20 protein-coding genes are annotated in these 23,866 nt (G+C 39.7%); 10 read left to right on the plus strand and 10 right to left on the minus strand.

Features of this window, described 5'->3' with window-relative positions; translation table 11 throughout:
- Positions 1–13: 13 nt before the first annotated feature.
- From NQT69_RS18315 to NQT69_RS18330, 4 genes are read left to right on the plus strand one after another with little or no spacing between them, the layout of a single operon-like run.
- Entirely contained in the window at positions 14–676 is a 663-nt protein-coding gene (locus NQT69_RS18315) for a methylamine utilization protein (protein WP_256829099.1), read from the plus strand.
- Complete coding sequence (locus tag NQT69_RS18320; RefSeq protein ID WP_256829100.1) at positions 666–2,981, plus strand: bifunctional diguanylate cyclase/phosphodiesterase; 2,316 nt, start codon at positions 666–668, stop codon at positions 2,979–2,981. The genes NQT69_RS18315 and NQT69_RS18320 overlap by 11 nt, the downstream gene beginning before the upstream one ends.
- Complete coding sequence (locus NQT69_RS18325) at positions 2,968–3,801, plus strand: DUF3034 family protein (protein WP_256829101.1); 834 nt, start codon at positions 2,968–2,970, stop codon at positions 3,799–3,801. Before NQT69_RS18320 ends, NQT69_RS18325 begins: the two co-directional genes overlap by 14 nt.
- Positions 3,801–4,217, plus strand: a complete 417-nt coding sequence (locus tag NQT69_RS18330; RefSeq protein WP_256829102.1) for a group I truncated hemoglobin — start codon at positions 3,801–3,803, stop codon at positions 4,215–4,217. The genes NQT69_RS18325 and NQT69_RS18330 overlap by 1 nt, the downstream gene beginning before the upstream one ends.
- On the opposite strand, the gene NQT69_RS18335 is transcribed toward NQT69_RS18330, so the two are convergent.
- Entirely contained in the window at positions 4,218–5,222 is a 1,005-nt protein-coding gene (locus NQT69_RS18335; RefSeq protein WP_256829103.1) for a glycosyltransferase family 9 protein, read from the minus strand.
- 491 nt (positions 5,223–5,713) lie between these two features.
- Between NQT69_RS18335 and NQT69_RS18340 the strand changes: the two genes are divergently transcribed.
- Together NQT69_RS18340 and NQT69_RS18345 are read left to right on the plus strand one after the other, a co-directional pair.
- Entirely contained in the window at positions 5,714–6,679 is a 966-nt protein-coding gene (locus NQT69_RS18340; RefSeq protein WP_256829104.1) for a capsular polysaccharide export protein, LipB/KpsS family, read from the plus strand.
- A complete protein-coding gene (locus NQT69_RS18345; protein ID WP_256829105.1) occupies positions 6,633–7,478 on the plus strand; it encodes a sulfurtransferase in 846 nt (281 codons plus the stop codon). The genes NQT69_RS18340 and NQT69_RS18345 overlap by 47 nt, the downstream gene beginning before the upstream one ends.
- Here NQT69_RS18345 and NQT69_RS18350 read toward each other — a convergent pair whose 3' ends face one another.
- The 3 genes from NQT69_RS18350 to NQT69_RS18360 form a co-directional block, all read right to left on the minus strand.
- Complete coding sequence (locus tag NQT69_RS18350) at positions 7,479–9,008, minus strand: tetratricopeptide repeat-containing sulfotransferase family protein (protein WP_256829106.1); 1,530 nt, start codon at positions 9,006–9,008, stop codon at positions 7,479–7,481.
- A 57-nt stretch (positions 9,009–9,065) separates the two neighbouring features.
- Positions 9,066–11,498, minus strand: coding sequence for a TonB-dependent receptor (locus tag NQT69_RS18355; RefSeq protein ID WP_256829107.1), 2,433 nt, complete (start codon positions 11,496–11,498; stop codon positions 9,066–9,068).
- A gap of 180 nt (positions 11,499–11,678) precedes the next feature.
- Positions 11,679–12,026 (minus strand): DUF5522 domain-containing protein, encoded by a 348-nt coding sequence (locus tag NQT69_RS18360; protein ID WP_256829108.1) that lies wholly within the window; start codon positions 12,024–12,026, stop codon positions 11,679–11,681.
- Between the two features lie 50 nt (positions 12,027–12,076).
- Here NQT69_RS18360 and NQT69_RS18365 point away from each other — a divergent pair, with 50 nt between their 5' ends.
- A complete protein-coding gene (locus tag NQT69_RS18365; RefSeq protein WP_256829109.1) occupies positions 12,077–12,403 on the plus strand; it encodes a hypothetical protein in 327 nt (108 codons plus the stop codon).
- Positions 12,404–12,619: 216 nt separating this feature from the next.
- Here the strand turns inward: NQT69_RS18365 and NQT69_RS18370 are convergent, their stop codons facing one another.
- Positions 12,620–13,588: a class 1 fructose-bisphosphatase gene (locus NQT69_RS18370; protein WP_256829110.1), complete on the minus strand. Its 969-nt coding sequence runs from the start codon at positions 13,586–13,588 to the stop codon at positions 12,620–12,622.
- Between the two features lie 162 nt (positions 13,589–13,750).
- On the opposite strand from NQT69_RS18370, the gene NQT69_RS18375 reads away from it, so the two are divergent.
- Positions 13,751–16,180 carry a zinc-dependent metalloprotease gene (locus NQT69_RS18375; RefSeq protein ID WP_256829111.1) on the plus strand — a complete coding sequence of 810 codons (2,430 nt, stop codon included), beginning with the start codon at positions 13,751–13,753 and terminating at the stop codon, positions 16,178–16,180.
- A 55-nt stretch (positions 16,181–16,235) separates the two neighbouring features.
- Here NQT69_RS18375 and NQT69_RS18380 read toward each other — a convergent pair whose 3' ends face one another.
- Positions 16,236–17,342, minus strand: coding sequence for a mechanosensitive ion channel family protein (locus NQT69_RS18380; protein WP_256829112.1), 1,107 nt, complete (start codon positions 17,340–17,342; stop codon positions 16,236–16,238).
- 123 nt (positions 17,343–17,465) lie between these two features.
- On the opposite strand from NQT69_RS18380, the gene NQT69_RS18385 reads away from it, so the two are divergent.
- Complete coding sequence (locus NQT69_RS18385; RefSeq protein WP_256829113.1) at positions 17,466–18,446, plus strand: YihY/virulence factor BrkB family protein; 981 nt, start codon at positions 17,466–17,468, stop codon at positions 18,444–18,446.
- Between the two features lie 4 nt (positions 18,447–18,450).
- Here the strand turns inward: NQT69_RS18385 and NQT69_RS18390 are convergent, their stop codons facing one another.
- The 4 genes from NQT69_RS18390 to NQT69_RS18405 form a co-directional block, all read right to left on the minus strand.
- Entirely contained in the window at positions 18,451–21,393 is a 2,943-nt protein-coding gene (locus tag NQT69_RS18390; protein WP_256829114.1) for a bifunctional diguanylate cyclase/phosphodiesterase, read from the minus strand.
- Between the two features lie 438 nt (positions 21,394–21,831).
- Positions 21,832–22,089 (minus strand): hypothetical protein, encoded by a 258-nt coding sequence (locus NQT69_RS18395; protein WP_256829115.1) that lies wholly within the window; start codon positions 22,087–22,089, stop codon positions 21,832–21,834.
- A 22-nt stretch (positions 22,090–22,111) separates the two neighbouring features.
- On the minus strand, positions 22,112–22,561 hold the full coding sequence (locus NQT69_RS18400; RefSeq protein WP_256829116.1) for a hypothetical protein: 450 nt from the start codon (positions 22,559–22,561) through the stop codon (positions 22,112–22,114).
- 5 nt (positions 22,562–22,566) lie between these two features.
- Entirely contained in the window at positions 22,567–22,902 is a 336-nt protein-coding gene (locus NQT69_RS18405) for a DUF883 domain-containing protein (RefSeq protein WP_256829117.1), read from the minus strand.
- 493 nt (positions 22,903–23,395) lie between these two features.
- Between NQT69_RS18405 and mraZ the strand changes: the two genes are divergently transcribed.
- A complete protein-coding gene (mraZ, locus tag NQT69_RS18410) occupies positions 23,396–23,854 on the plus strand; it encodes a division/cell wall cluster transcriptional repressor MraZ (protein WP_256829118.1) in 459 nt (152 codons plus the stop codon).
- The last annotated feature ends 12 nt before the right edge of the window (positions 23,855–23,866 follow it).

Consider the following 23,866-nt stretch of genomic DNA (forward strand, 5'->3'; position numbering starts at 1 on the left):
AAAGGTAGTAAAAATGATCTGGCAAGGAGTGGTAACTCAAGGCATAGCGATGTTGAGTATCTTATTATTCTCAGCCGTTACGCTTGCTGCTGAATTAACGCTAAAGATAACGGATCAGTTTGGTGCGCCGCTTGCCAATTCTGTGGTTGAAGTAACCGGATCTGTAAAGCCGCCTATAGTGGCTGATTTACCCGTTTTAACTATGGATCAGGTGGATAAACATTTTTCGCCCACTTTACTGATAGCCCAGCAGGGGCAACAGGTTAACTTTCCAAATAGTGATAATATACGTCATCATGTATATTCATTCTCTAAAGCAAAACCATTTCAATTAAAGCTTTACTCAGGGCAGCCTGAGCAACCTGTATTGTTTGATAATGAAGGCGTTGTGGTCCTTGGTTGTAACATTCATGATTCTATGGTGGGTTATATCTATGTCACAAATAGCGCGCAAACATATCAAAGTGATGACACTGGCCTAGTGCGCTTAAATAATGTTTCGTTACCTGTTGAACTGAGCTTTTGGCATCCACTCCAGTCAATGTCTCTAGAAGAGAAGGCATCATTAGCGATAACAGAAAATACAGTTGGTAGTTTAGCTATTATCATTAATATAGACCCTCCAGCGCCACGAAATACATTTGGTAATAAGTTTAAGGCCAATAATGACCAATAGTTTAAAAAACCGCATTATTATTCTCTGTGTGGGGTTGGTTTTATTAACTACCATAGTGAGTTTGGCTAGTTTTTGGTGGTCTACAAGTCAGTTCAATGAGAAAAAGGTTACCCGAGATATTGATGTGGCCGAAGGGGTCTACAAGCAGTACTTAACAGCAAAAGAGAGTTTGTTATTAACGGCTGCAAAAGTTTTGACATCGGATTTTGGTTTCAAAGGCGCTGTGGCTACTCGAGACGCAGATACGATCAGTAGTGTTTTATATAATCATAGTCAGCGTATAAATGCAGATATAATGCTGTTACTAGATTTGTCAGGTAAATTAATTTCATCAAATAAGCCAGATCAAAACTTTGGCAATGACCTTAAGCAATTAATGAATGAGTTATTAACTAACTCAGAGCAATCAAGCTTTGTGGTACTCGATGGCCAATTATATCAAGTTATATTATTGCCTGTGCGAGCGCCGAGAACGGTGGCTTATAGTTTAGTCGGGTTTAAAATCAGTGATGAAGTTGCTGGTGAACTGAAAAACCTAACAGGAATGGACGTTAGCTTTATCGCGCAAAATGATGGTGTTGTTCGCAGTTCGCTGGTATCACGGCCAACGCCTTTTGTGCCAAATAGTTATTTTCACCAAGCAACGACCTCACGTATTTTTGGTGAACAACCGATTTATCGCAATCGTGATTTGCATTTAGCCTCATTAAAAGAACACCCCGTCAGCGTTTTACTCAGTGCTGACCTATCACAAAGTTATACCGAGTTTGAAAAGCTATTTTTTACGCTGATCTCGTTAGCTGCATTAACGATAGTGATAGGCATCATCACCAGTAGTTTGTTAGCAAAAAACTTAACAATGCCATTGTCGCAATTAGCCAGTTTAGCACGCCAGTTTGCGCGCGGTAATTACAGTGTTGAGGCAATGAGTATCAAACAAAGTAGCGAAATAAAAACCTTGATTGATGCGTTTAAAAACATGGGTAACGACATCAACGAACGTGAGCAGCAAATTAGTTTTGCGGCAAAACATGATTCATTAACTGGCTTTTATAACCGTTCGGCGATGCTCGAAGTGCTCAGTGACTCTCTCTATGAGGCGCAAGCATACACCTTAGTGGCTATTGATATTCGGGGGCTACGCCATATTAATGATAAACTTGGGCCACGAGTAGGGGATGATTGTTTAAAAGCGGTGGCCTGTCGCATTGCTGAGTTCTCGGATGAGTTAGGCGGTTTTCATGCACGAATTGGTGGGGATGAGTTTTTAACCGTATTTCCGACCTTGACCAGCCAAAATATAAAGTCGGGGATACCTGGCTTAATGGAGCAGTTACAAGCTTGCTATACCATTCAAAAATTAAATATCAATTTACGCTTTAGTGCCGGGGTGGTTAATTACCCAGAGCAGGGGCTGCAAGCAGATGATTTGATACGTCGGGTTCTTATCGCGGTTGATAGTGCCTCGAATGATCACGAAAGTATTCATTACTATCAAGATGGTGAAGATGAAGAGCATCTTGAAAGTTTACGCATGATAGATGAACTGAAACAGGCTATCAGTGATGATGACGGTCAATTATTTATGACCTATCAACCTAAGTTAAATATTACCACTCAACAAATTGATAAAGTGGAATCCTTGATCCGTTGGCAGCGAAAAGACGGCAGTTGGGTTTCACCTGAGCTATTTATCGATCTTGCTGAGCAATCTGGACTGATCGTTGAGCTGACTGAGTGGGTTATAAGTACTGTTGTAAAGCAAGTGGGTTTGTGGAAACAAAAGGGTATTTTAATGCAAGCTGCTATTAATGTTTCGGCTCAAGATATTGCTTATCCAGGTTTTCATGCAAATTTAGTTAAAACATTAAAGAGTTACTCAGTGGCACCAGCATTGATCACAATCGAACTGACCGAGCGCGATATGATTGAAAACGAAGAAAAAGGCATTCAAGCATTAGAGAGCCTAAAAGCTATTGGAGTAAAAATCTCGTTAGATGATTACGGGGTTGGGCAAACATCTTTAGGGCGATTAAAAATGTTGCCAATTGATGAGCTAAAACTCGATAAGTGTTTTATCTTAAAACTAGATGAATCAGAAAAAGATCAGTTCATTGTAAAATCAACGATCACTCTGGGCCATCAATTAGGCTTTTCCGTTGTGGCGGAAGGGGTTGAAACTCAAGGCTCATTAGCGTTATTAACGGACATGCAATGTGACCATGTTCAGGGCTATTACTTGAGCCGTCCACTTAAGGCTGAGTTATTCGAGCACTGGTTGGAGCAATACAATGAATTGGCTTAAAACGGTAGTGGGTTTACTCTTTTGCGTATACTCATTTAACCTTGTTGCTGCACAGGGAAAGTTACTTGCCACGCCGGGAGTCTCTCAGATTGAAGGAAGCGCCGGGGGAGGTATAGTGCCTTGGGCACAATTGGCAGGTTATGCCAGTGATGAAGAATTTGCAATAAACGGTTTTTGTAGTCGTGCCGATGTGACCGATTACCAGTTAGACGTGTGCGGCGCGCAAGTAAATTTATTTAACCGTGTTGAACTCAGTTATGCACAGCAAAACTTTGATGTGCCCGCTCTTGATACGCAAATAGAGCAATCAATAACTGCAGCCAAAGTTCGGCTATATGGTGACATTGTTTACAGCCAATGGCCGCAGCTAAGTTTGGGTGTACAATATAAATCACTTGATGACGGCACTGTTGCAACCCTTGTGGGCGCTCAAGAGACTTCAGGAACAGATATTTACCTTGCTGCAAGTAAGCTACACTTAGGCGCTATTGCCGGTTACAACTGGTTTTGGAATATAACTACGCGTTACAGTGATGCCAATCAGCTGGGTCTGTTAGGTTTTGGTGGTAAAGATGCAAATAAAGAGCTTTTATTTGAAGGCAGCACCGCCGTTTTTTTAAGTCGTGATATTGCAGTGGGTATTGAATACCGGCAAAAGTCTAATAACCTTGGTTTAGGAGAACAAGATTGGCAAGACTTATTTGTTGCGTGGATGCCTAACAAGCATGTTAGTGTTACTGCGGCTTGGCTGGGGTTAGGTAGTATTGCAGGTGCAAAAGATCAAGCCGGTTGGTATTTATCTGTCACAGGTTATTGGTAATGAAAGCCGTTCTAGTTTTACTATTTATATGCACATTAGCGGCATGCACTTCTGCATCAAAATTAACCTTATACCAACAGTTAGATGGTAAAGCGGGAATTACACGTCTAGTTGATAGTTTCATTAATCAAATAGGTAACGATGAAATTATCTTACCTTACTTTAGTCATGCTAATGTTGCGCACTTTCGAGCGGGATTTATCTCTCATCTGTGTGCTTTGACCAATGGCTCATGTGAATATAAAGGCGATAGCATGGTGGATATTCATACTGGGATGCATATCACAGAAGCTGATTTTAACCGCGTGGTCGATTTACTTATTAATGCTATGAATGAACAGCAGATAAGTCATTCGGTACAAAATCAAATTTTAGCGAAGATGGCACCATTAAGAGCTCAGATTATTAAGATCTAATTAACGTAAAAGCTTTTGCACGGAGTTTGCTATGTCTATCGGTTTTATCGCCTTAATTATTTCATCTTCAATTAGCTGAGAACCATTTGCTACTAATGCTAATTGATTCAAGGTCTTGGGTGCCACTATACTCCATGGTGACGTACCTAGACCAACGATTGGTATTATAGGTATATTGAGTGCTGCAGCAATATGCATGGGACCTGAATCAATACTTATCATTAAATCTAAAGCGCCAATAGCATCTACCATTGTTGCAATTGATGTTTTTCCAGCCAGCATTATAGAATCTATATTTTGCTTCATAAGCTGTTCATGTAGTTGTTTTACATCTTCAACTTCCGTAGGATCACCAAACAGATAAAAACAGCAGTTAGTATTTTTAATGATTATCTTAAGGCTTTCAAGGGCAAAATCATGAGGGTAATGGCGTAGCTTTTTATTTTTACCGCCAAAATATACTCCGATAGCCTTGTTATTTTTTTGCTTGATTAAATCACTATGTTTTTTGACTAGATGGGTTTTCGGTATAGTTGAAAAAGGGTCGCCATGAGGTTCATTTATTAGTCTACAATAGCGGTATATATAGTGATGATTAGGGTTAAGTTTTAAGCTGTGTGTTAACAGTGGTGTTCGGCCATTTTTAGCATAACCTATACGGTACTTTATACGTGCTAAAAAGCATAAAACAGCCTCAGATAAAGAGCTACGCATAATAATGGCTAACTCAATATGTTCAGATTTTAGCTTTTTTGCTTGGCTTAACATTGAAATGGGCTGTGACTCATGAAAGCGCTCATCAATTATGATTGAGTAGCGTGTTTCTCTTCCAAATAGCTCTGCTAAATATGGGCGAACAAGTAATAATATTTTATAATTTGGGTACTGTTTTTGAATTAACTGAAGGGCGGGAGTACAGTTAACTGCATCTCCAATAAATTTGGGAAGTACTACAAGGATATTGCCAGTAATTGGTTTTCTAATTTTTGGTTGGTTAGTTTTCATTACTTAGGCAAGATGTTTTCGTAAAACAAAGTTTGATTGTAGCAATGCCTGTTTGTTAAGTCTATTTAGAGATATTGCTTCATTTAAATTAATAATCAGTTTTAAATATGAAAGCGCTCTATGAATAAAGGTACTGTAAACTAAACTAGGCGTTTTTATCATTGTTAGTAAAAGCGGCTGTACTTAACCTGTTGCGAAATGAGTAATTGCAATTTATCCTTTATAGTACTTTAAGTTTTACTGCTTGTTCAATGTTATATTTATTCATTTCCCGCAAAAATGTGCATCTTCGTTACTACAAGACCCTTACTTCACTTATGGGAATCGAGAGTAAAATACATATAATGGGAGCGCCTAGGTTTAGGGCTCTTAGGTACGTGTTTAGATCTTTTAAGCTAGACCTTAAAGATCTAATTGAGTGTCAATTAAGACGAAAGCAGGCGAGAAGTAGATTATGGTATAACCCATTTGTTGTTTTTTTGTACACTTGTTTGCTTCATATAGTAGAGCGTTGTCGATACGCGAAATATGTTGATTTATTTACAGTAAAAACTCCTGATGCAGTGGTGATTTGGAATGGAAATAAGTTGCCAAACAAAACCGTCGTTATTGCTGCTAAAAGCTTAAAAATAAAGGTCTTTTATTTTGAAAATGGCTTGCTTCCTGGTACGACAAGTTTAGACCCTCAGGGGATTAATTATGCAGCTTCTTTCACTAGAGAGCCTAATTTTTATCTAAATTTTGACCCACTGGACAAACACTCCTTTGTTACACCAGAATTAATACCAAGAGAGCAGCATAAAAAGCGCGCTGAATTTGGCGCAGTAAAATTACCTGAACATTATATCTTTGTACCATTTCAAGTCCCTCATGATACCCAGATGGCTAGTTTTTCACCTTGGATAAAGTCAATGGAAATGCTTTATGACAGTGTCATACAAGCCGTTGAGGCATTGGGAGATCCAGATTTAAAAGTAGTTTTTAAAGAACATCCATCATGGCATGTGCACTATACATCTCTGTATAATAAGAATAACTTGGGGGTTTTTGCAAATTGTAATGAAACGCAAGAGTTGATTCAGAATGCTAAAGCTGTGGTAACGGTCAACTCAACCGTTGGCTTGGAGTCTTTATTGTTATCAAAAAAAGTCATCACTGTAGGACAGTCTTGCTATAACCTAGATAAGTTAGTGCTTCATGCCTCAGAACAAGCAGAACTTTTACAGTGCTTAGTTGATATTCAACAGGGATGGGAGTTAGATTTACATCTCAGAGATAAATTTTTTAGTTACTTAAAGCATGTTTACAGTATTGAAGGAAGGTGGCAAGATTGTTCAAAAGTGCATGCAAAATCTGTTGAAGATCGTCTGCTAGAAGTGGATGCTTTTTCTCAAAGTCAGAAGGAAAATAATGGACAATATAGTAACTTGCCAATGGCTGCACGAGCGCATAAATGATTCAAAGCTCGTAATCTTTGATGCGGGAATGGTACGCCCTGGTGCGTCTGGAAAGTACCAACCACAAGCTAAGTTACCCAATGCCCTGCGCTTTGATTTTAAAAAGCAGTTAGCCGATTTATCAAGTGGCTTATCTCATACTATGTGCAGCCCTACCCAATTTACTGAGCAAATGCAGTTGCTAGGAGTTGATAGTGACTCTTTAATCGTGATTTATGAAGATAAAGGGTTATTTAGCTCTGCACGAGCATGGTGGATGTTCAAATCAATGGGCTTTGATAATGTTAAAGTACTCAGTGGCGGATTAGCTAAATGGCAATCTTTAGGCTATCTCACTCAAATTGAATACAGTCATAATCAGCATAAAGGCAACTTTACAGCAAGAGCTCGTGCTGACTACTTTATAGATGCTGCCGCTGTATTTAATGGTATCGATAACGATGATGTATTATTACTGGATGCACGCAGCTATCAACGCTTTACCGGGGAAATGCCTGAACCGCGAGAAGGTATGCGTAGCGGGCATATCCCTAATAGCTGTGCCATGCCATATAGTGAACTGCTTAATGATGGTGAAGCTAAACCTCTAGAGCAAATCAAAGCCGCTTTTGAGCAAGTTATAGATAGAGAAACCACCTTACAATTTAGCTGTGGATCAGGTGTTACAGCGTGTATTTTAGCGTTATTTGCCTTTGAATGCGGTTATCAAAATCTACATGTTTACGATGGCTCTTGGAGTGAGTGGGGAGCGCGTGATGAACTCCCTATAGAAACTGGCCATTGTCCTAAGCGCGTATAACTATAGTGCGCTTAGTGCAAACTCATAGTGACGCCAATAATTAATTGTTTTACAGTTAAGCGGTTGGCGCACTTGCACTTTACTAGCGGTAGCTGAAGGAGTTTGCTGTTTATAAAAGTCGAGACAATCAACTTGCCAATCTAAGTGGCAAAAGTCATATACTTTTTGTGTGCTGTTAATAGGTTCTGATACTAATTCTTCATACTGCATGATCATGACATTGTTTTTATATTTTCTAGCAAAGTGATTGATCAGTAAGCAGTAATCTTGATAAAAGCGATTAATATTAGCTAAGTCGTAACTGTAGTGGTGAAAAGCGCTGGCAGGGTTATACAGCTGACGGAAATTTGCAATACATGACGCATGCTGTTCTCGCTGCATGCAGACTATTTTGGCATTTGGATATGTCGCTAAAATGAAATCAATATAGTAAAAATTAAAGGGTTGCTTATCGCAGCTTCGTAGTTTTTTTGGAACAAGTTGCTCAACTCTTTGTTGGTAATGATTTAATTGCTCGATGCTTTGTTTTGTCTGATAGGCGATGTTTAGTACATCATTGTTTAAAACCTGTTTGTTATTCCCTTGGCACAGTTGCGCTATATCGTTAAGTTCACCGATCCCTTGTACCGTTGCCGACTGGTTGATGATTTTTTCCATCAAGGTAGTACCTGAACGTGGCATGCCGACAATAAAAATTGGAGCAAAGTTATTATTATTTGCTGGACGAATGAATTGCTGACTGAGGTTTATAAGATGCTGGCAAAATTGACTATGTTGTTGAGGACTGTATTTGACAACTTGGTTTATCGTTTTTTTGCTGGCATAAAAAGCCTTATATGCCTTTTTAAACTCGTTTAAGTGTTCATAGTTAAGTGCGATAGCGTGTTGCGCGTAGTGATTATCTTGCGTTGATAAGTTGCTTTTTACTAATTCAAGAAGTTGCGTCAAGTGTACTTTCGCTGAGGTTACATTGTTTAGCTCTGCTAAAGAGTAATGGGCTTGAAAGTACGTAGGTTGCTTAATAATTAAATGCTCTAATAAGTCACGGGCTTTTTCAAACTCTCCCATTACTTTATAACCCACAGCTAAATTATATGTTATTTGCGGATTATACGGCTCAAGTGCAAAGGCTTTTTGTTGCCAGTTTAGCGCTGTTTGGAAGTGGCCTAGTCGGGTAAGTACATTGGCTATAAGGTCGAAGAAAGCAGCATCTTTAAATTCGTTATTTAAAATTTGGTTAATATAGGTTTGCGCGCTAATTAGCTGACCGGTTAATGTCGCAAGCTTTGCTAAGTGAGCAATATATAAAGGGTGTTTTGAAATACTGAGTGATTTTTCTAGTAGCTTTTGTGCTTTGACTTTATCACCCGCAGCTAGGTTTACTTGCGCTAATAGAAAGTAGCTAAAGTGATCATTAGGTACGTTTTTAATATTTCTGACAAGCAAATGGTGGGCATCATTTAATTTGCCATGACTAATCGCTTGATTGATTTGTTGTTGTAGCTGGATTTGCGCTGAAGTTAGTTGCATAACGATAATCATAAAAGCCTTGGTGTAAAACACCAAGGCTTTTAATCTATTTAAGTATTATAATTCAAAGTTGTAAGTAAACTTCATCCCAATAACACGTGGTGTGGTAGTGTAGTGACCATAGACACGTTGTAGTTCAGGAAGCTCCTTATTCAGCTCTGAGTATTTTGCCATGCCTGCCCATGATTTATCACGGCGTACCGAAGTAAACGCATACTTATCGAATAAGTTATCAACATAGAGAGTAGCTGACCATATATCACCGGTTAACTTGGCTGATAAGTTACTTAGTGCATAACCTGAAAGTGTCTCGCCATCGGCTTTTAAGCCAACTTTAGTGATCACATCACTTTGTGCGGTCATACCGTAGTTAATGCTCAGCAATTTATCATCGAGTACATCTTGCTCGTAACGAAGGCCGAATGAAAATTGATGCTCAGGAGCACCCGGTAAGCGATCGCCATCAGCGCCATCGTAGTATGCTTGATACTCGGCATAATCATCTCCTAAAATACCCAGTAAGCCCGGTGCATCTTCAGTCAGCTGTGCTTTTGCATAGGCATAAGTGGCGTAGGCAGTCCAGTTATCAGCAATCATTGCACGAGATGAGATCTCAACGCCTTTAGAGTTTGCGGCACCTGCATTTGAGGTGATAAGTTCTTGGCCATTCACAGTGGCTGTACCGACTTGTGCATCTTTCCAGTCAACATTAAATAATGCCGCGTTAAAATGAAGACGGTTTCTAAACCAACTGGATTTAAAGCCAAGTTCATAGTTTACTGTAGTATCTGGTTTATAGTCTTCTTCACTTGGTAAAGCGCATACAATCTGCTGCTCAGGTAGTACATCTGGGCAAGGTGCAATTCCGTTACCACCACCGATTCTAAAGCCTTCACTGACTGTAAAATAAGCGAGTACACCAGAATCAAAGGTGTAATTTGCATTAAATTTAAATAAATTACCGTTGTCGCTAGCGCTGACATTCTCCATAGCTAAATCATCAAGAGATGAAAAGTCGCCGGAGTATAACGGGGTAGCAGAGCCTGATGTAGTTGATACATCGTACTCATAAAAACGCGCCCCTAGCGTTACGTTGAATTGATCGGTAAAGGCATAGCCGACTTCACCAAAGAGGGCTTTTTCAGTGGTTTCAGAGTCACTAATTAAAATATACTCTAGGTCGTCTTGCACATTTGGAATACCACCACCCCAAAACTCAGTTAAACCAGGTGTGTACTCTCTATCGTCTGAGTGGCTTTCAAGCTTGTTGTAGTAACCACCGACAATCCAGTTAAATGCGCTGTCTGAATTTGACACTAAACGAAGTTCTTGAGTAAAGCTATCACGTTCAGATGTATCTAGAGTTTGTCCTACAAATGCAGGAAAATCCGCATAACCACTCCAAATATCGTAAAGTAAATCGGTTTGGTCACGTTGCCCAGATTGCTCGTAGCTTGACCAACCAGAAGCAGAAACAAGCTCAGCAAAGCCTAGGTCAGCCTTAATTTCTAAGCTTAATAAATCGTTTTCTTCTTCACCCGGCTCAAGTACTCGGGCGGCATTCTCATATTGCCCAACCATGCCTTGTAAAGCGCTGCTATCGCTTAGTGAATTATACTGCGATGTTGAATTACCGCCATTTTCTTGTTTTTGGTAAAAGTAGTTAAGTGTTGCATCTACTGCGTCATTGGCTTGCCAGCGTACAGACAAGCGGCCCGTAGTAATTTGCTCATCATTTACATCATTCACGCTGCGTAAATTTGCATCTACATCGCTTGGATTCGTAAAGTCAGGATTTGGATTTGATACACCGGGCTCTTGCACGACATAACTGTAATCTATATATCCTGGTTTATTGTAATAATTAAGGCTGGCGCGAACCGCTAATACGTCTTCAATTAACGGGGTATTAAATACCACGCCAAATTCACCGCCGGTGTCATCACTTTCATTCATTGCGAATATATCGCCAGAAACACTGCCCTCGGTAATATCAAGCTGAGGTTGCTTTAGCAAATAACGAATAGCGCCGCCAAGTGTTCCTGCTCCATATAGTGTACCTTGTGGACCAATTAAAACTTCCATACGATCGATATCTGTCAAACGTAAATTAATATTTAGTGGGATCTCCCCGACATAAGTCGCAACAGTACCACCATCAGAAATACGATCAGAAGTATTGGTATTCAAACCACGAACAATAATAGGAGAGCCTTCACGACCACCTTGATCAGAAATAGTTAGGCCTGGCACCCAGCGCGCTACATCTTCGAGATCACCGATGTTTTGATCGCTAATAACATCGTTATCAAGTGCTGTAATGTTAAGCGGTGCTTCCTGCACAGAACCGGCGCGACGAGTAGCGGTAATTTGAATAGTTTCAATTGCTTTGTCAGCTTGGGTTGTTGATTCTGCTGCTGCAAGGTGTTGGCTATTAAATAAAATAGCAGAAACCGCTGATGCAATAAGTGCAGGCTTTAAGGTATTCATGTTTATATTCCGAGTAAGTTACAGTGATTTTATGCTTATAAATCAATATAAAGTGATTCTTTAAGCTGAATGCACGAGTTATTTAGTGAATTTATATCTAATTATAGTGTATTTTTATTCTTTCAGTCATGCACTATTTGCAACATTATGTAATTTTTTTGAATAAATACTCTAGCGGTTTCAATAAGGGCAGTTTTTACAATTGTTTTTACAGCAGCTTCCGCGCTTTAAGAAAAACCAGCGGGTGAATACCATGTAACCATTTTGCATTTCGTAATCGAGCTTTTCGACTAAATTGGCGTTAGTGTAGAAGGGTTTTGCAAAAGCAAGTTGCTCTTTGAGGGGGCGTAGATAGAGGGTATTTAGAAATTGATTAATTTTTGCCAAGGTGCAACTTCGACATAAACAGCTGGTGGTTGTGTTATCTACGGGTAAAATAGCTGGCAGCTCATTGCACCAACAGGCGTTGATATTATCAACATTACAGATAAGCGTTGTTTGGCATTGTGAGCAGGCTAAAATAGTCATTTGAGATACGTTTAATTTTCAATAATCCATAGAATAACAGATAAGCAGCGATGAACAGAGCAGAAGCGTTAGCAGAATTTACCAGTTTTGGTAAACAAAAAGACGAAGCCATCAGTATTATTGTTTCAGCAACGAGTGATGAGCAAAGTCCTGCTTACACATTAACGCTCGCAACGGCACTTGATGTGTTCACTCGCTGCTTGGCAGGCGAAATAGATTTAGACGACCTAGAGCTGTGGGCCAATGTTATAGAATCAAGAACCGACATCGATCATAGCGCGGTGGAAGGTGCAATTTATGCCTTAAGTAACAGCGAACAAATGGGCGAGCTAGATATTAGTAAAGTTGAGAGATTAGTTGAGTTATTGAAGTTTTAGCTGTCAGCTTTAAGTGCTAAGTCATAAGCGGCTCTGTACTTAAATACAGCTTTATTCATTACTAGGTTTTTTATCTAAGTAGAATAACGCCATTTTAGAGTATTCCACTTAAAGCTACTTTGTTAGCTAGAAAAGAGCTATCTACCTACAAAAAACGCGCTTGATTTAACAAGCGCGAATTAAACTTTACAGCTTAAAACTTACCGCTTACAGCTTTTACTTGTGGTAGTTTAAACAGGTTTCAACTTCGTTTTTCGAACCTAAAATCACTGCTACACGCTGGTGAATGGCGTCTGGTTGAATATCCATAATACGCTCAGTGCCAGTTGATGCGATACCGCCGGCTTGTTCGATTAGCATTGCCATTGGGTTTGCTTCGTAAAGTAAGCGCAGTTTGTTTGGTTTGTTTGGATCTTTTGTGTCGGTAGGGTAGGTAAATATACCACCACGACATAAGACGCGATGTACATCACCCACCATGGCAGCAATCCAGCGCATGTTGAAATTACGCGCTCGAGGGCCTGTTTCACCTGCAATTAAATCGTTAATATAATTTTGCATAGCAGGTTGCCAATGGCGTTGGTTTGATGCATTTATAGCGTATTCATTGGTATCTTCAGGCACTTTGGCAAAATCTTCAGTTAATAAAAAGGTGCCGTGAGTTTTATCTAAAGTGAAAAAGCGAGTGCCTTTACCTGTGGTTAAAGCGAGAACCGTTGACGGACCGTAAAGTACATAGCCCGCTGCAACTTGGTTTTTACCTGGTTGCATAAAGATGCTTTGATCTGCTGGGTCTGAACCTTCAGGCGCTTTCATTATCGAAAAAATAGTGCCCACTAACGAATTGATATCGGTATTGGATGAACCATCGAGTGGATCAAAGGCAACGATGTAGTTTGCATCCGGGTTACCAGCCACCGTGTAGTCTTCTTCTTCTGAGGCTATGGCTTTAACGTAACCTGATTCCAGTAATATGTCTTTTAGTAGCTGGTTGGTTAATACATCAAGTTTCTTTTGTGTTTCACCTTGAATGTTTTCGTCAAGAGTTGAACCAAGTGCACCTGAGAGTGCACCTTGACCGACACGGAATGAAATTTCTTTACATGCCGCTAAAACTGTTCTGATCAACGAAATTAAATCTCTTGGGCAACCGTCTTCAAGTAATACAGGGGGTAGTCTACGCATTCTATTTTCCTGATAACGTTAAGGGCCATGATAATCATAGGGTGAGAGGGATCATCAAAGCTAGCGCTGAATTTCGTCTTAAATAGCTGTATTTTAAAGTGGATACATTATACTGGAATCACCTTTAAACTTATTTAAAACGCGAATAACAAAGATAAGATTATGCAAAAAAAACCACTGATACGTTACATACTCTTTACTGTGTTGCTAACTATGATAACCCAAGCGCACGCAGCAATTAAGTCTATAAATGATTTTACTGCACAAATGAATCATTTTCCTGGCTATTTTTCATTCTTTTACGATACACAAAGCGGCAAAGTGTATTTAGAAGTAGATAAATTAGAGCAGCAATTTTTACTGCAACAAAGCTTACCTTATGGTGTCGGCTCTAATGATATAGGCCTTGATCGTGGTCAATTAGGTAACACGCATTTAGTTCAGTTTGAACGCTTTGGTGACAAAGTGATGTTGCGAGCTATTAATACCTATTATCGTGCAAATACCACCAACAAAGCGGAACAAAAAAGTATTAAAGAAGCTTTTGCTTCTAGTATTTTGGCTGGCTTTAAGGTGGTAGCGCAAAGTTCATCGGCAGTATTAATTGATTACACGCCATATTTATTAAGTGATGTGCATGGTGTTAGCCGTAAGCTAGCCGCTCGTAAGCAAGGCAGTTTTAGTTTGGATGAAAACCGCAGTGCTGTATTTATGCCACGCTCAAAAGCATTTATGAAAAATACTGAGCTTGAAGCGGTGCTTACCTTCAAAGGTAGCAAGCCGGGGCAATATATTCGCCAAGTCAGTGCCGACCCATATGCGCTAACGGTACATATGCACCACTCGTTAATTGAATTACCCGATGATAATTACACACCACGTGTGTTTCATCCACAATCAGGCTATTGGAGCATCGAGCACAAAGATTATGCTGCGCCGTTAAATGAATCTATGTTAGTGCGTTATATTCCACGCCATCGTCTTGCGAAAAAAGATCCTTCTTTACCTATTAGTGAGCCGGTTGAGCCAATTATTTATTACTTAGATCCCGGTGTACCAGAGCCCGTTAAAACGGCTTTATTAGAAGGTGGTAAGTGGTGGAATGATGCTTTTGCAGCGGCTGGCTATAAAAATGCCTTTATCGTGAAAGTATTACCAGATAACGCAGATCCTATGGATATCCGTTATAACGTCATTCAGTGGGTGCATCGTGCTACGCGTGGTTGGTCGTATGGCAGCTCAGTAATCGATCCTCGTACAGGTGAAATTTTGAAAGGCCATGTTACCTTGGGATCACTACGTGTACGCCAAGATATTTTAATCGCTGAGGCACTTGCAGCTCCTTATTTAAAGGGCAATGAAGTTGCTAAAACGCTGCAAGCAATGGCGCTTGATCGCATTCGTCAGTTAAGTGCACATGAGATAGGTCATACTTTAGGTATTGCGCATAACTTCTCTGCATCGGTGGCTGATAGAGCTTCGGTGATGGATTATCCGCATCCACTGCTCAGCTTTAACGATAAGGGGGAGCTTGATGTGAGTCGTGGTTATGCTCATGGCATGGGGCAGTGGGATACGCAAGTTATCAAGTATGGTTATAGTGACTTTACAGGTTTTGATGAAAGTGAAGAGCTTGCAACTATTTTAGCTGAGAACAAAGCAACAGGGCTGGAGTTTATTTCAGACAGCGACGCTCGAGCAAAAGGCGGAGCACATCCCACTGCGCATTTATGGGATAACGGCACTTCTCCAAGCGATGAATTGGTGCGGGTGCTTGAAGTGCGTAAACATGCATTGGCAAACTTTGGTATTAATAATATTAAAACCGGCACTGCATTATCTCAACTAGAAGAAATGCTGGTACCTTTGTATCTATTTCACCGCTACCAAGTTGAATCAGCCGTTAAGTTAATTGCAGGCGTGGATTATGACTATGAAGTACGCAGTGATAAAGCAGTAAAAGGCGCGCAAGTTGTTAGTAAAGAAGTGCAGCAAGCAGCGCTTACGGCAATGTTAGCTACTTTAAAAGCCAGCAACCTGAAGCTACCCGAAAGTATTTTAGCCTTGATCCCTCCTAAGGCGTATGGCGAGTCGAAAAGCCGTGAAAGCATCGTTGGGCGCACTGGGTTAACACTCGATGCTATGGCATTACCTGAAGTCGCAGCTCAGCATAGTTTATCTCTTCTGCTGAACAGTCAAAGGTTAAACCGATTAGCGCAACAGCAAGCACGCAGTAATGCGTTTTTCAGTCTTGATGAAATGCTCGCACAAGTTTATCAGCAAGTATTTACAACGAGTAGTGAAACGCCAATGGCTGATAAAATTAACCAGCGCGTACAACTATTAACGGCTAAACAGTTTGCTGACTTAGTAGCCAGCGATAGTGTTGCTCCAGAAGTGCAAGCACAGCTGCGTTATTATCTAGTTAAGCTTAGTAAAGACTTCCAGCAAGGCTCGTTGCTTAGTAGCGTCAGCATTGGTGAAAGTGCCTTTAAGCAATACTTAGCGGAGCAGGTTAAGCTATTTTTAGCAACCGGCCAGTGGCCAGATAACTTTAAAGCGTTGCCAATACCACCAGGTTCGCCGATTTAAAGTGGGGTATTAAACTCATATAAAGGGAGCGAATAAATGCTCCCTTATTTTTATATTAAATAATGTTGCTTCCCTGTTCTGGATCGCGAGATTCCTCTGCCTGCTCTCTAATTTCATCCGTATCACTGCTGATATCATCAATACTAGTGTCGTCATCTTGATGAGTTGCAGCGTCGACTCTTTTCTCTGGTTGCATTTTGAGAGCTGACTTTTCATCTATCATAGGGTAAATATCGTCGCCTTGGCTATTTACGAGCACGCGCTCTCGCGCATCATCTGGCATACTAATACCTTGTTTAGTAAAGTTATTGACTAGCTCTCGCATAAGCTGTGATGCAACTTTTAAGACACTGTGCTGTTCGCTGTTAACCCAAAAATATATAGTGAAATTGACAGTCGCTGAGCCTAAATCGTTTATCAATACTTGCGGAGCAGGCTCGCTTAATACTGGTGCTTGTTTGTTCAATAGTGTTAAAGCGAGGCGCTGCGCTGATTTAATATCGTTATCGTAACCAATACCTAATGTAAAATGGCCTCGCATTTTTGGGTTGGCAGTTAAGTTTTTAATAACATTTTTATATACATTTGCATTAGGTATTTGAATGTGATTACCATCAAAGTCAACCAAGGTAGTTGCACGTGCTGTGACTTTTTTCACGACACCTAAATGCCCATTAACTTCTATGACATCATCTATTTTGAATGGTCTTTGTACACTTAAAAGCATGCTCGAAATAAAATTCTCGGCGATGTCTCTAAATGCAAAGCCAAGTATTAAACCCAATAAACCGGTGCCGCTCATCACTGCAACAGCAAACTGAGTTAGTCCAGCTAAACGAAGAAATAAATAAATGCCAAACAAGATAATTAAAATGCTGATAAAGCGCCTAGTTACGACATGTAATAAACGACTTTCGCTGACATAGCCCAGTGGCTTTAAAAGTAAATAAGAAAGTGGGCGTGCAAGAAAGTAGCAACCAATTATCGCCAGTACACCTAATATTAATGCGGGTAGCATTTGCCCAGCGGCATGTAAAAACTGCATTACCTGAGTGTTGATGTTTGCAATGGTAAATTGCCATGTTTGCTCTTGTGTTGGTAGGCTTTCGCTATTTGTTAAAGCATTAATCGTATGATTTATATTATTAAATATTGTGTACATGGCTTCTTCCTGATGCGTTCTACGCTCTATTTAGCAATAATATAATGCAAGTAGAAGGCCATACTGACATGGCAAGCGTATTGCTTTATTTAAAGCATTAGAACGATAAATTCGAGAACTCAAATGCAGCAGAATAAATATGGATTTCAATCTGATAAGCCAAGTGAAATACCTTTATCGGGCTGGTGGAGTATTTGTAAGCGTGTTTATACCAGCCTTGCACAAGACAATTTATCCTTCGTTGCCGCGGGAGTTGCATTTTATGCGCTACTTGCTATTTTTCCTGCAATTGCAGCGTTAGTTTCTGTTTATGCATATTTTGCATCACCGGCCGATATTTCTGACTTATTGAGTAAATTCATTACGCTATTACCACCGAGTACCAGTGAAATTGTGTTAGAGCAAGTGACGCAGGTGAGTCAAAGGTCACAAGCATCTTTAAGTTTTAGTGCATTAAGTACCTTATTATTAGCAATTTGGAGTAGTAGTAAAGGCAGCCAAGCACTCATTACAGCATGTAATATTACCTACCATGAAGATAATAAACGGCAGTTTTTTATTGCGTTACTTTTTCGTTTTGTCTTCTCAGTTGGTGCCATTACTGTTGCTGTTGCAGCGTTACTTATTATTGGTATTTTACCGATTGTTTTAAATTTAGTGGGTTTTACCGACAGCATTGATTTGATTATTCAATTATTATCTTGGCCAATGCTTGCGTTTATTTTTAACTTTGCTTTGGCTTGCCTATACCGTTACGCCCCTCATCGAAGAGCAGCTAAATGGCGCTGGGTAACACCGGGTTCATTGTTGGCTACTGTATTGTGGATTGTTGCTTCATTAGGCTTCTCATTCTATGTTGCGCAGTTTGCCTCTTACAATGAAACTTATGGTTCATTAGGTGGGGTGGTTATTATGTTGATGTGGTTATACCTGAGTGCATACATCATTATTTTTGGTGCTGCTTTAAACGCAGGCATTGAGCAACAAACAATGCAAGATAGCACTAAGGGTAAAGCAAAAAAACGCGGACAGCGGGGCGCATTCGTTGCCGATGAACTAACAAGTAAGCAACGGCAACAATACGCAGAGCATAAGCAAGAGTAATCAGTTACTTATGTAAAAAGGAAATAAACTCCGATTTTGGTAACGGTTTAGAAAATAAATAGCCTTGACCATAATCGCAGCCAAGCTCAAGCAATAACTGATATTGCTCCTGAGTTTCTATGCCTTCGGCAATAACTTTTAAATTAAATTGGTGAGCCATTGTAATAATGGCCCTACATAGTGCGAGCTCTTGATTGCCAGTTTTTATATTATCGACAAAACATTTATCTATTTTTAAGTAGTCTGCATCCATCTGTTGTAAGTAAGCAAGAGAAGAATAGCCCGTGCCAAAGTCATCAAGGGCTAACTCCATACCTGAATGCTCTAATGTTTTAAGCCGCTTTTGAGTTAATGGCTCAGGGGTGATCATTAATCCCTCTGTAATTTCTGCAACGATTGCGCTAAGCGGTAAATTTGCAGCTTTTAATAGTTCAGGCCATTGATCAATACCACTATCTAAGCAACTAAATTGTACGGGGGATACGTTGATACTTAATTGAAAATTCTCATCCACGTGTGATCTTAATGTTTTTAGTGTATCTATTGCGGTAGTAAAAACAAATTGACCTAATGGGTTTATATATCGGGATTCTTCTGCAAGAGGAATGAATTGCACCGGGCTTATTAGGCCTTTAACCGGATGTTGCCAGCGTATAAGGGCTTCCGCTTTATGTGTTTTACCGGTATTAAGGTTAACAATCGGTTGGTAGTACAGTGCGAACTCTTGCTGCTCAATACCGTTACGGATATCTTTTAACAGCTCCATTCTTGCTTGCGCTTGTTTGCGAAGATTTACATTGAAAAACTTATAGCAGTTACGGCCACTTTGTTTTGCTTGAAACATAGCTTGATCCGCAGCTTTAAGTAATTGCTCACAATTATCGCCATCATTTGGCGCAATGGCAATGCCGATACTGGCAGCAATATAGACTTCTTCACCTTCTAATTCAAAAGAGGCTGCCATGGTATCGAGTATATCTTGGGCGACTTTTTTAATGTGCTCTTCGCTGATTAATTTTGAATGGACAATTACAAATTCATCACCACCAATACGGGCAATAAACTCAATGTCGGTAATGTTTTCCAGTAATCTTTGAGAGATGAGTTTTAATAGCTTGTCACCATAGAAGTGACCTAACGTGTCATTAATATCTTTAAAATGATCAAGATCGAGTAGCATTATAACTAATGGTTCATGGATATTTACTTTGTTATCTAAACGTTGATTCAGACGTTCTTTCAGCTCGACCCTATTAGGGAGGTTTGTTAAATGGTCAAAGTGAGTTTGATGCCAAATTAATTCATCAGCGGCTTTTTTCTCGGTAATATCCGTAAATATGGCGACTCGACGATAGGGTTGATAGTGCTCATCATAGACAGTATCTATGGTTAGCCACTCAGTAAATAGCTCACCGTCTTTACGTCGGTTAAGCACTTCTCCCTGCCAGCGGCCTGTTTCTTCAATTGCTTGCCACATTGTGCGGTAAAAGGCTTTTTTATGATTTCCTGAGCTCAATATTGAGATAGGCTGTCCTAATACTTCATCTTTACGATACAAGGTGAGATCACAAAATGCAGGATTTACATCGAGTATAACTGCGTTAGGATCAGTAATAACCATGCCTTCGCTGCTATTAGCATAAACAAGCGATGCCAAATTTGAAGCATGTTCCGCTTTTTTTCTCTGGCTTATATCTTGCAGTACAACCGTATATTCGCTACTTGTTTGCTTAGCGCTAATCCTCGCTTCATATATATGTTCAGTACTTGGACTACCTTCGACTAGCTCAAACTGAGTTGTTTCATTTTTTGTTGGCAAGTTCGTTAAGAGTTGCTTGCTTTTTTCCTCCCCGAGTAGATCACGTAAATGTAACGTTGATTTTCCATCTAAAGGTAGAGTTAGTGCTGAGGTTTGCCCCCCTAAATTAAGCACGTCACCGTGGATATTGATACGGATATAAATATCAGGTAAAGCACTTAACAAGCCATTTAATTCATCGTGCTGACGTTTTACATGAGCCTCAGCAGCTAGGCGCGTTTGAGCCATTTGGGCAAAATGTTTATACAGGTGGTTTAGCTCATCACTATTGAGGCTGAACTGTTTTGGTAAATCACCTTTAGTAAGCTCTTGTATTGCTGTCGTCAGGCGTGCCAGAGGAGTTAGTACCACATGCTTTAATTGGATTCGAGCAAATATGCATAGAATCACAATCATCAGAATAAACGCAATTAAGGTATTGATGAACAGTTGGTTTGCTTTACTTATGGGGACATTAAAAGGGATAGCGACATATACATTAAGCGTATTGTTGATGTTATCTTGAACTATTTGCTGTGTGTGAATTACATAACTTTTATTATCAAAATCAATAATATTACTCACTGTAGCTGCAGTATCACTAAAACCAAATTGAGTAATATTTTTGCCAAACATGTCAATATCATGAGTTGAGTTGGCAACAATACGATTATGGTTATCTGTGATAATTGCTATTGCCCCTGCAGGTAAGGGAAAGTTGGCAAGCTTTTGACTCCACCAGTCTAATGTGATGACGGTTACGACAGCGCCATAAGGTACTTGTTGCGCATCGAGTAATGGGTAGGCAAAATTAACAGTGTGTGTGCCTAAACTTCGGTCTTTTTGAAAAAAACCGATTGCAAAGCTGTGGGTTTTAAGAGCATTTATATAGTATTGACGGTCTGAAATATTGATATCTTTGTTCATTCCACTTAATAAACATTGAGGTTCGCCCTGTAAATTGATTATGCCAATATTTGCAATTTCTGGGTTCAGCGAGCTAATTTCAGATAAATAGTCTGGACAGCCAAGTTGTAGTGGTGAAGAAAATGCATCTAACTTAGCAAGCTCAATAGTAAAATGTTCAATTTCATCGAGTAAATTAGTTTGTTGCGCAGCCAGTTGCTCAGCAAGTGCCAGTGCTTGCATGCGGCTTTCTTTGAGCACATTTTCTTTTGCATACCAAAGGCTAAATAGTATGACGACAATACCCGGTAGGCTTAATAAGATAAATAAACGATAAAGACGTTTTTGTAATGACGATGATAAAATAACGAAACTCTTTAATCTCTATATTTGGACCAAAATTGTAGTCAAAAAAGCACTAAAAAACCATGTTTATAATAAGGTTATAGCGCTTTTGATGTAACCGAATGTTATAAACTTTGTTATGCACTAGGCTTTTCTAGCGGTGAGCTTAAATTATAGAACATTTTTATTTAAGTATAAGAGAATATTAGTAAAAATTTTACTCGTTGGGATTTTTAAATTATGGTGAGGAAAATTGAACTCGTGCTAGGAGTGATAGCTCAGAGCGCCTTAATTTCATAAGCTGTAATTAGTTTTGTGCTAGCTAATCTTAAACAGTCATAATAAGCGCAACAGCCATGTGAATTTACCGACAGTATTAATCACACCCGTTGATTCATTATTCGATTTTAAGGCTTGGTAACCTGCGCCTGCCGTGAAAGCACTGGCTAAACCTGCTTTAGAAATGGCAAAGCGTTTTAACCTGTATTTAAACGCTTGGTGATGTTGGCGTTTTAATTCATCTAAGGTATCCATTTCATGACTGAGATGATCAACCTTGCTTTGAGGCTTATGTATAAAATAATCAATTAACATGACTTATCCTAAATACAGAGATTTACTCGTCGTTAATATTGAGTAGTTGCTTGATGCTACGCGAAGTTTTATCAAAACCGATTTTACTACTTATATGACCAATATTTTTCCATAACCAAGCTAAACATAGCAGTTGCATCACTATCAGTGACACTGCGGCTAGCCAAATAGAATGGCTTACAGAAAAAATAGCAAGGCCAATTGTTGCTAATAGACCGGCCCATAGTAAAACGAGTCCGCCGGCAAAACTAACCAGTAATATGATCGTAAGAGCAAGTGAACGGGTAGATAAGCGCCATTCGGCAGCGGCAACCTGCTTACATATACCTGCTTGTTGGCGATAATCTTGATAGATTTGTTCGCCATATTGAGCAAGTTTTGCTAGGTGATCTTGCCACTGTTCTGCACCTTGCGATGCAGTCTCAGTGGCTGAATGATCATTATTGCCCGAGTTGGTAGGCTGTTTCATCATTGCTATTACTTATTGCGAACAAGTGCTGAAACTAACATACCAGCAGCAAACGCAATCCCCGCTGTTGCCAATGGATTTTCTGCGGCAAATTTTCGAGTTTTACCACTGTATTGATTTAACTTCTCACGGGCAACTTGCTGTTTTTCTGACAGCGTTTCTGCAGAGCTGCTAGCACCTTCACGAATGCTTTGTTCTGCTGTTGCAGCGCGTGTAGATAAAGCATCAACAGCATTGTGTGCAGCTGAAGTCGCTTTATCTGTTAATGGCGCCTCGCTATTTGGCGCTTTTGGATCAACTTTACTGTTAGTTGATGGGTTGGTATTCGTTGTTGCAGTAGCCATAGTATTCCTTCCTTAATAATTACTAGATGTGTTGTTACTGTTGCATCCTCTATACCAACATTAAAAGTTGCAATAAAACATATAGTTAATGTTTTTACTGACCGGTTTGGCTATGCAGTAAGGTAATTTGAAGTAACTATTTCAGGTTTATCAGGTAAATTTTACACCTTTAGAATTGATAACGTATTGGTCGCTTATATTTTGTTACTATTCATTGTTTATTCATTAAGCAATTTTTCTTCCGTCGATCGTTAAAATCCTTTTTAAAAAATATTTTTCTAGGTTTTCCACTTTTTCCCACGTAATTCAGTAGCTTTGCGCGAGCCCTTATTTTTTCTGGCTTGAACAGCGAATTATAGGATTTTACCGACTTGACAAAACCGCTTGTCAAGCCCTAAACTGGAGCACTGTGGTAAAAAGTGGTGTTTAGTGGATCAAATTGGATCAAAAATAATCTGAAAGGATTATTTAACTAACTTAACAATAGGTTTTTATGTTTCGCGGTGCGAGTTCGCTCAGTATGGATGACAAAGGACGCTTTGCGGTACCAACCAAGTACCGGGAGACTCTATTGTCTGAAGATATGGGCACAGTGATTTGCACTATTGCTTTGAATGAGCCTTGCCTGTGGCTATATCCATTAGCGCAATGGCAAGACATTGAAGAGCGTTTAGCGAAAGTTTCAAATATGAATCCACGTGCCAGACGCATGCAGCGTATGTTGTTAGGTAACGCGACAGAATATCAACTCGACAAAAATGGCCGGATCTTACTTGCACCCTCACTACGTGCACACGCAGATTTAGGCAAAAAAATAATGTTGGTCGGATTAATGAATAAATTTGAGATCTGGGATGAAGAGCGCTGGCACGAACAAATGCGTCAAGATACCGAGATAGAACGACTCGGTGAATTTGAATCCAGTCCAGATTTAGATAACTTTTCACTCTAATCAGCAAAATAA

It is taken from the genome of Pseudoalteromonas shioyasakiensis (assembly GCF_024518675.1).
Taxonomy (GTDB): Bacteria; Pseudomonadota; Gammaproteobacteria; order Enterobacterales; family Alteromonadaceae; genus Pseudoalteromonas; species Pseudoalteromonas shioyasakiensis_B.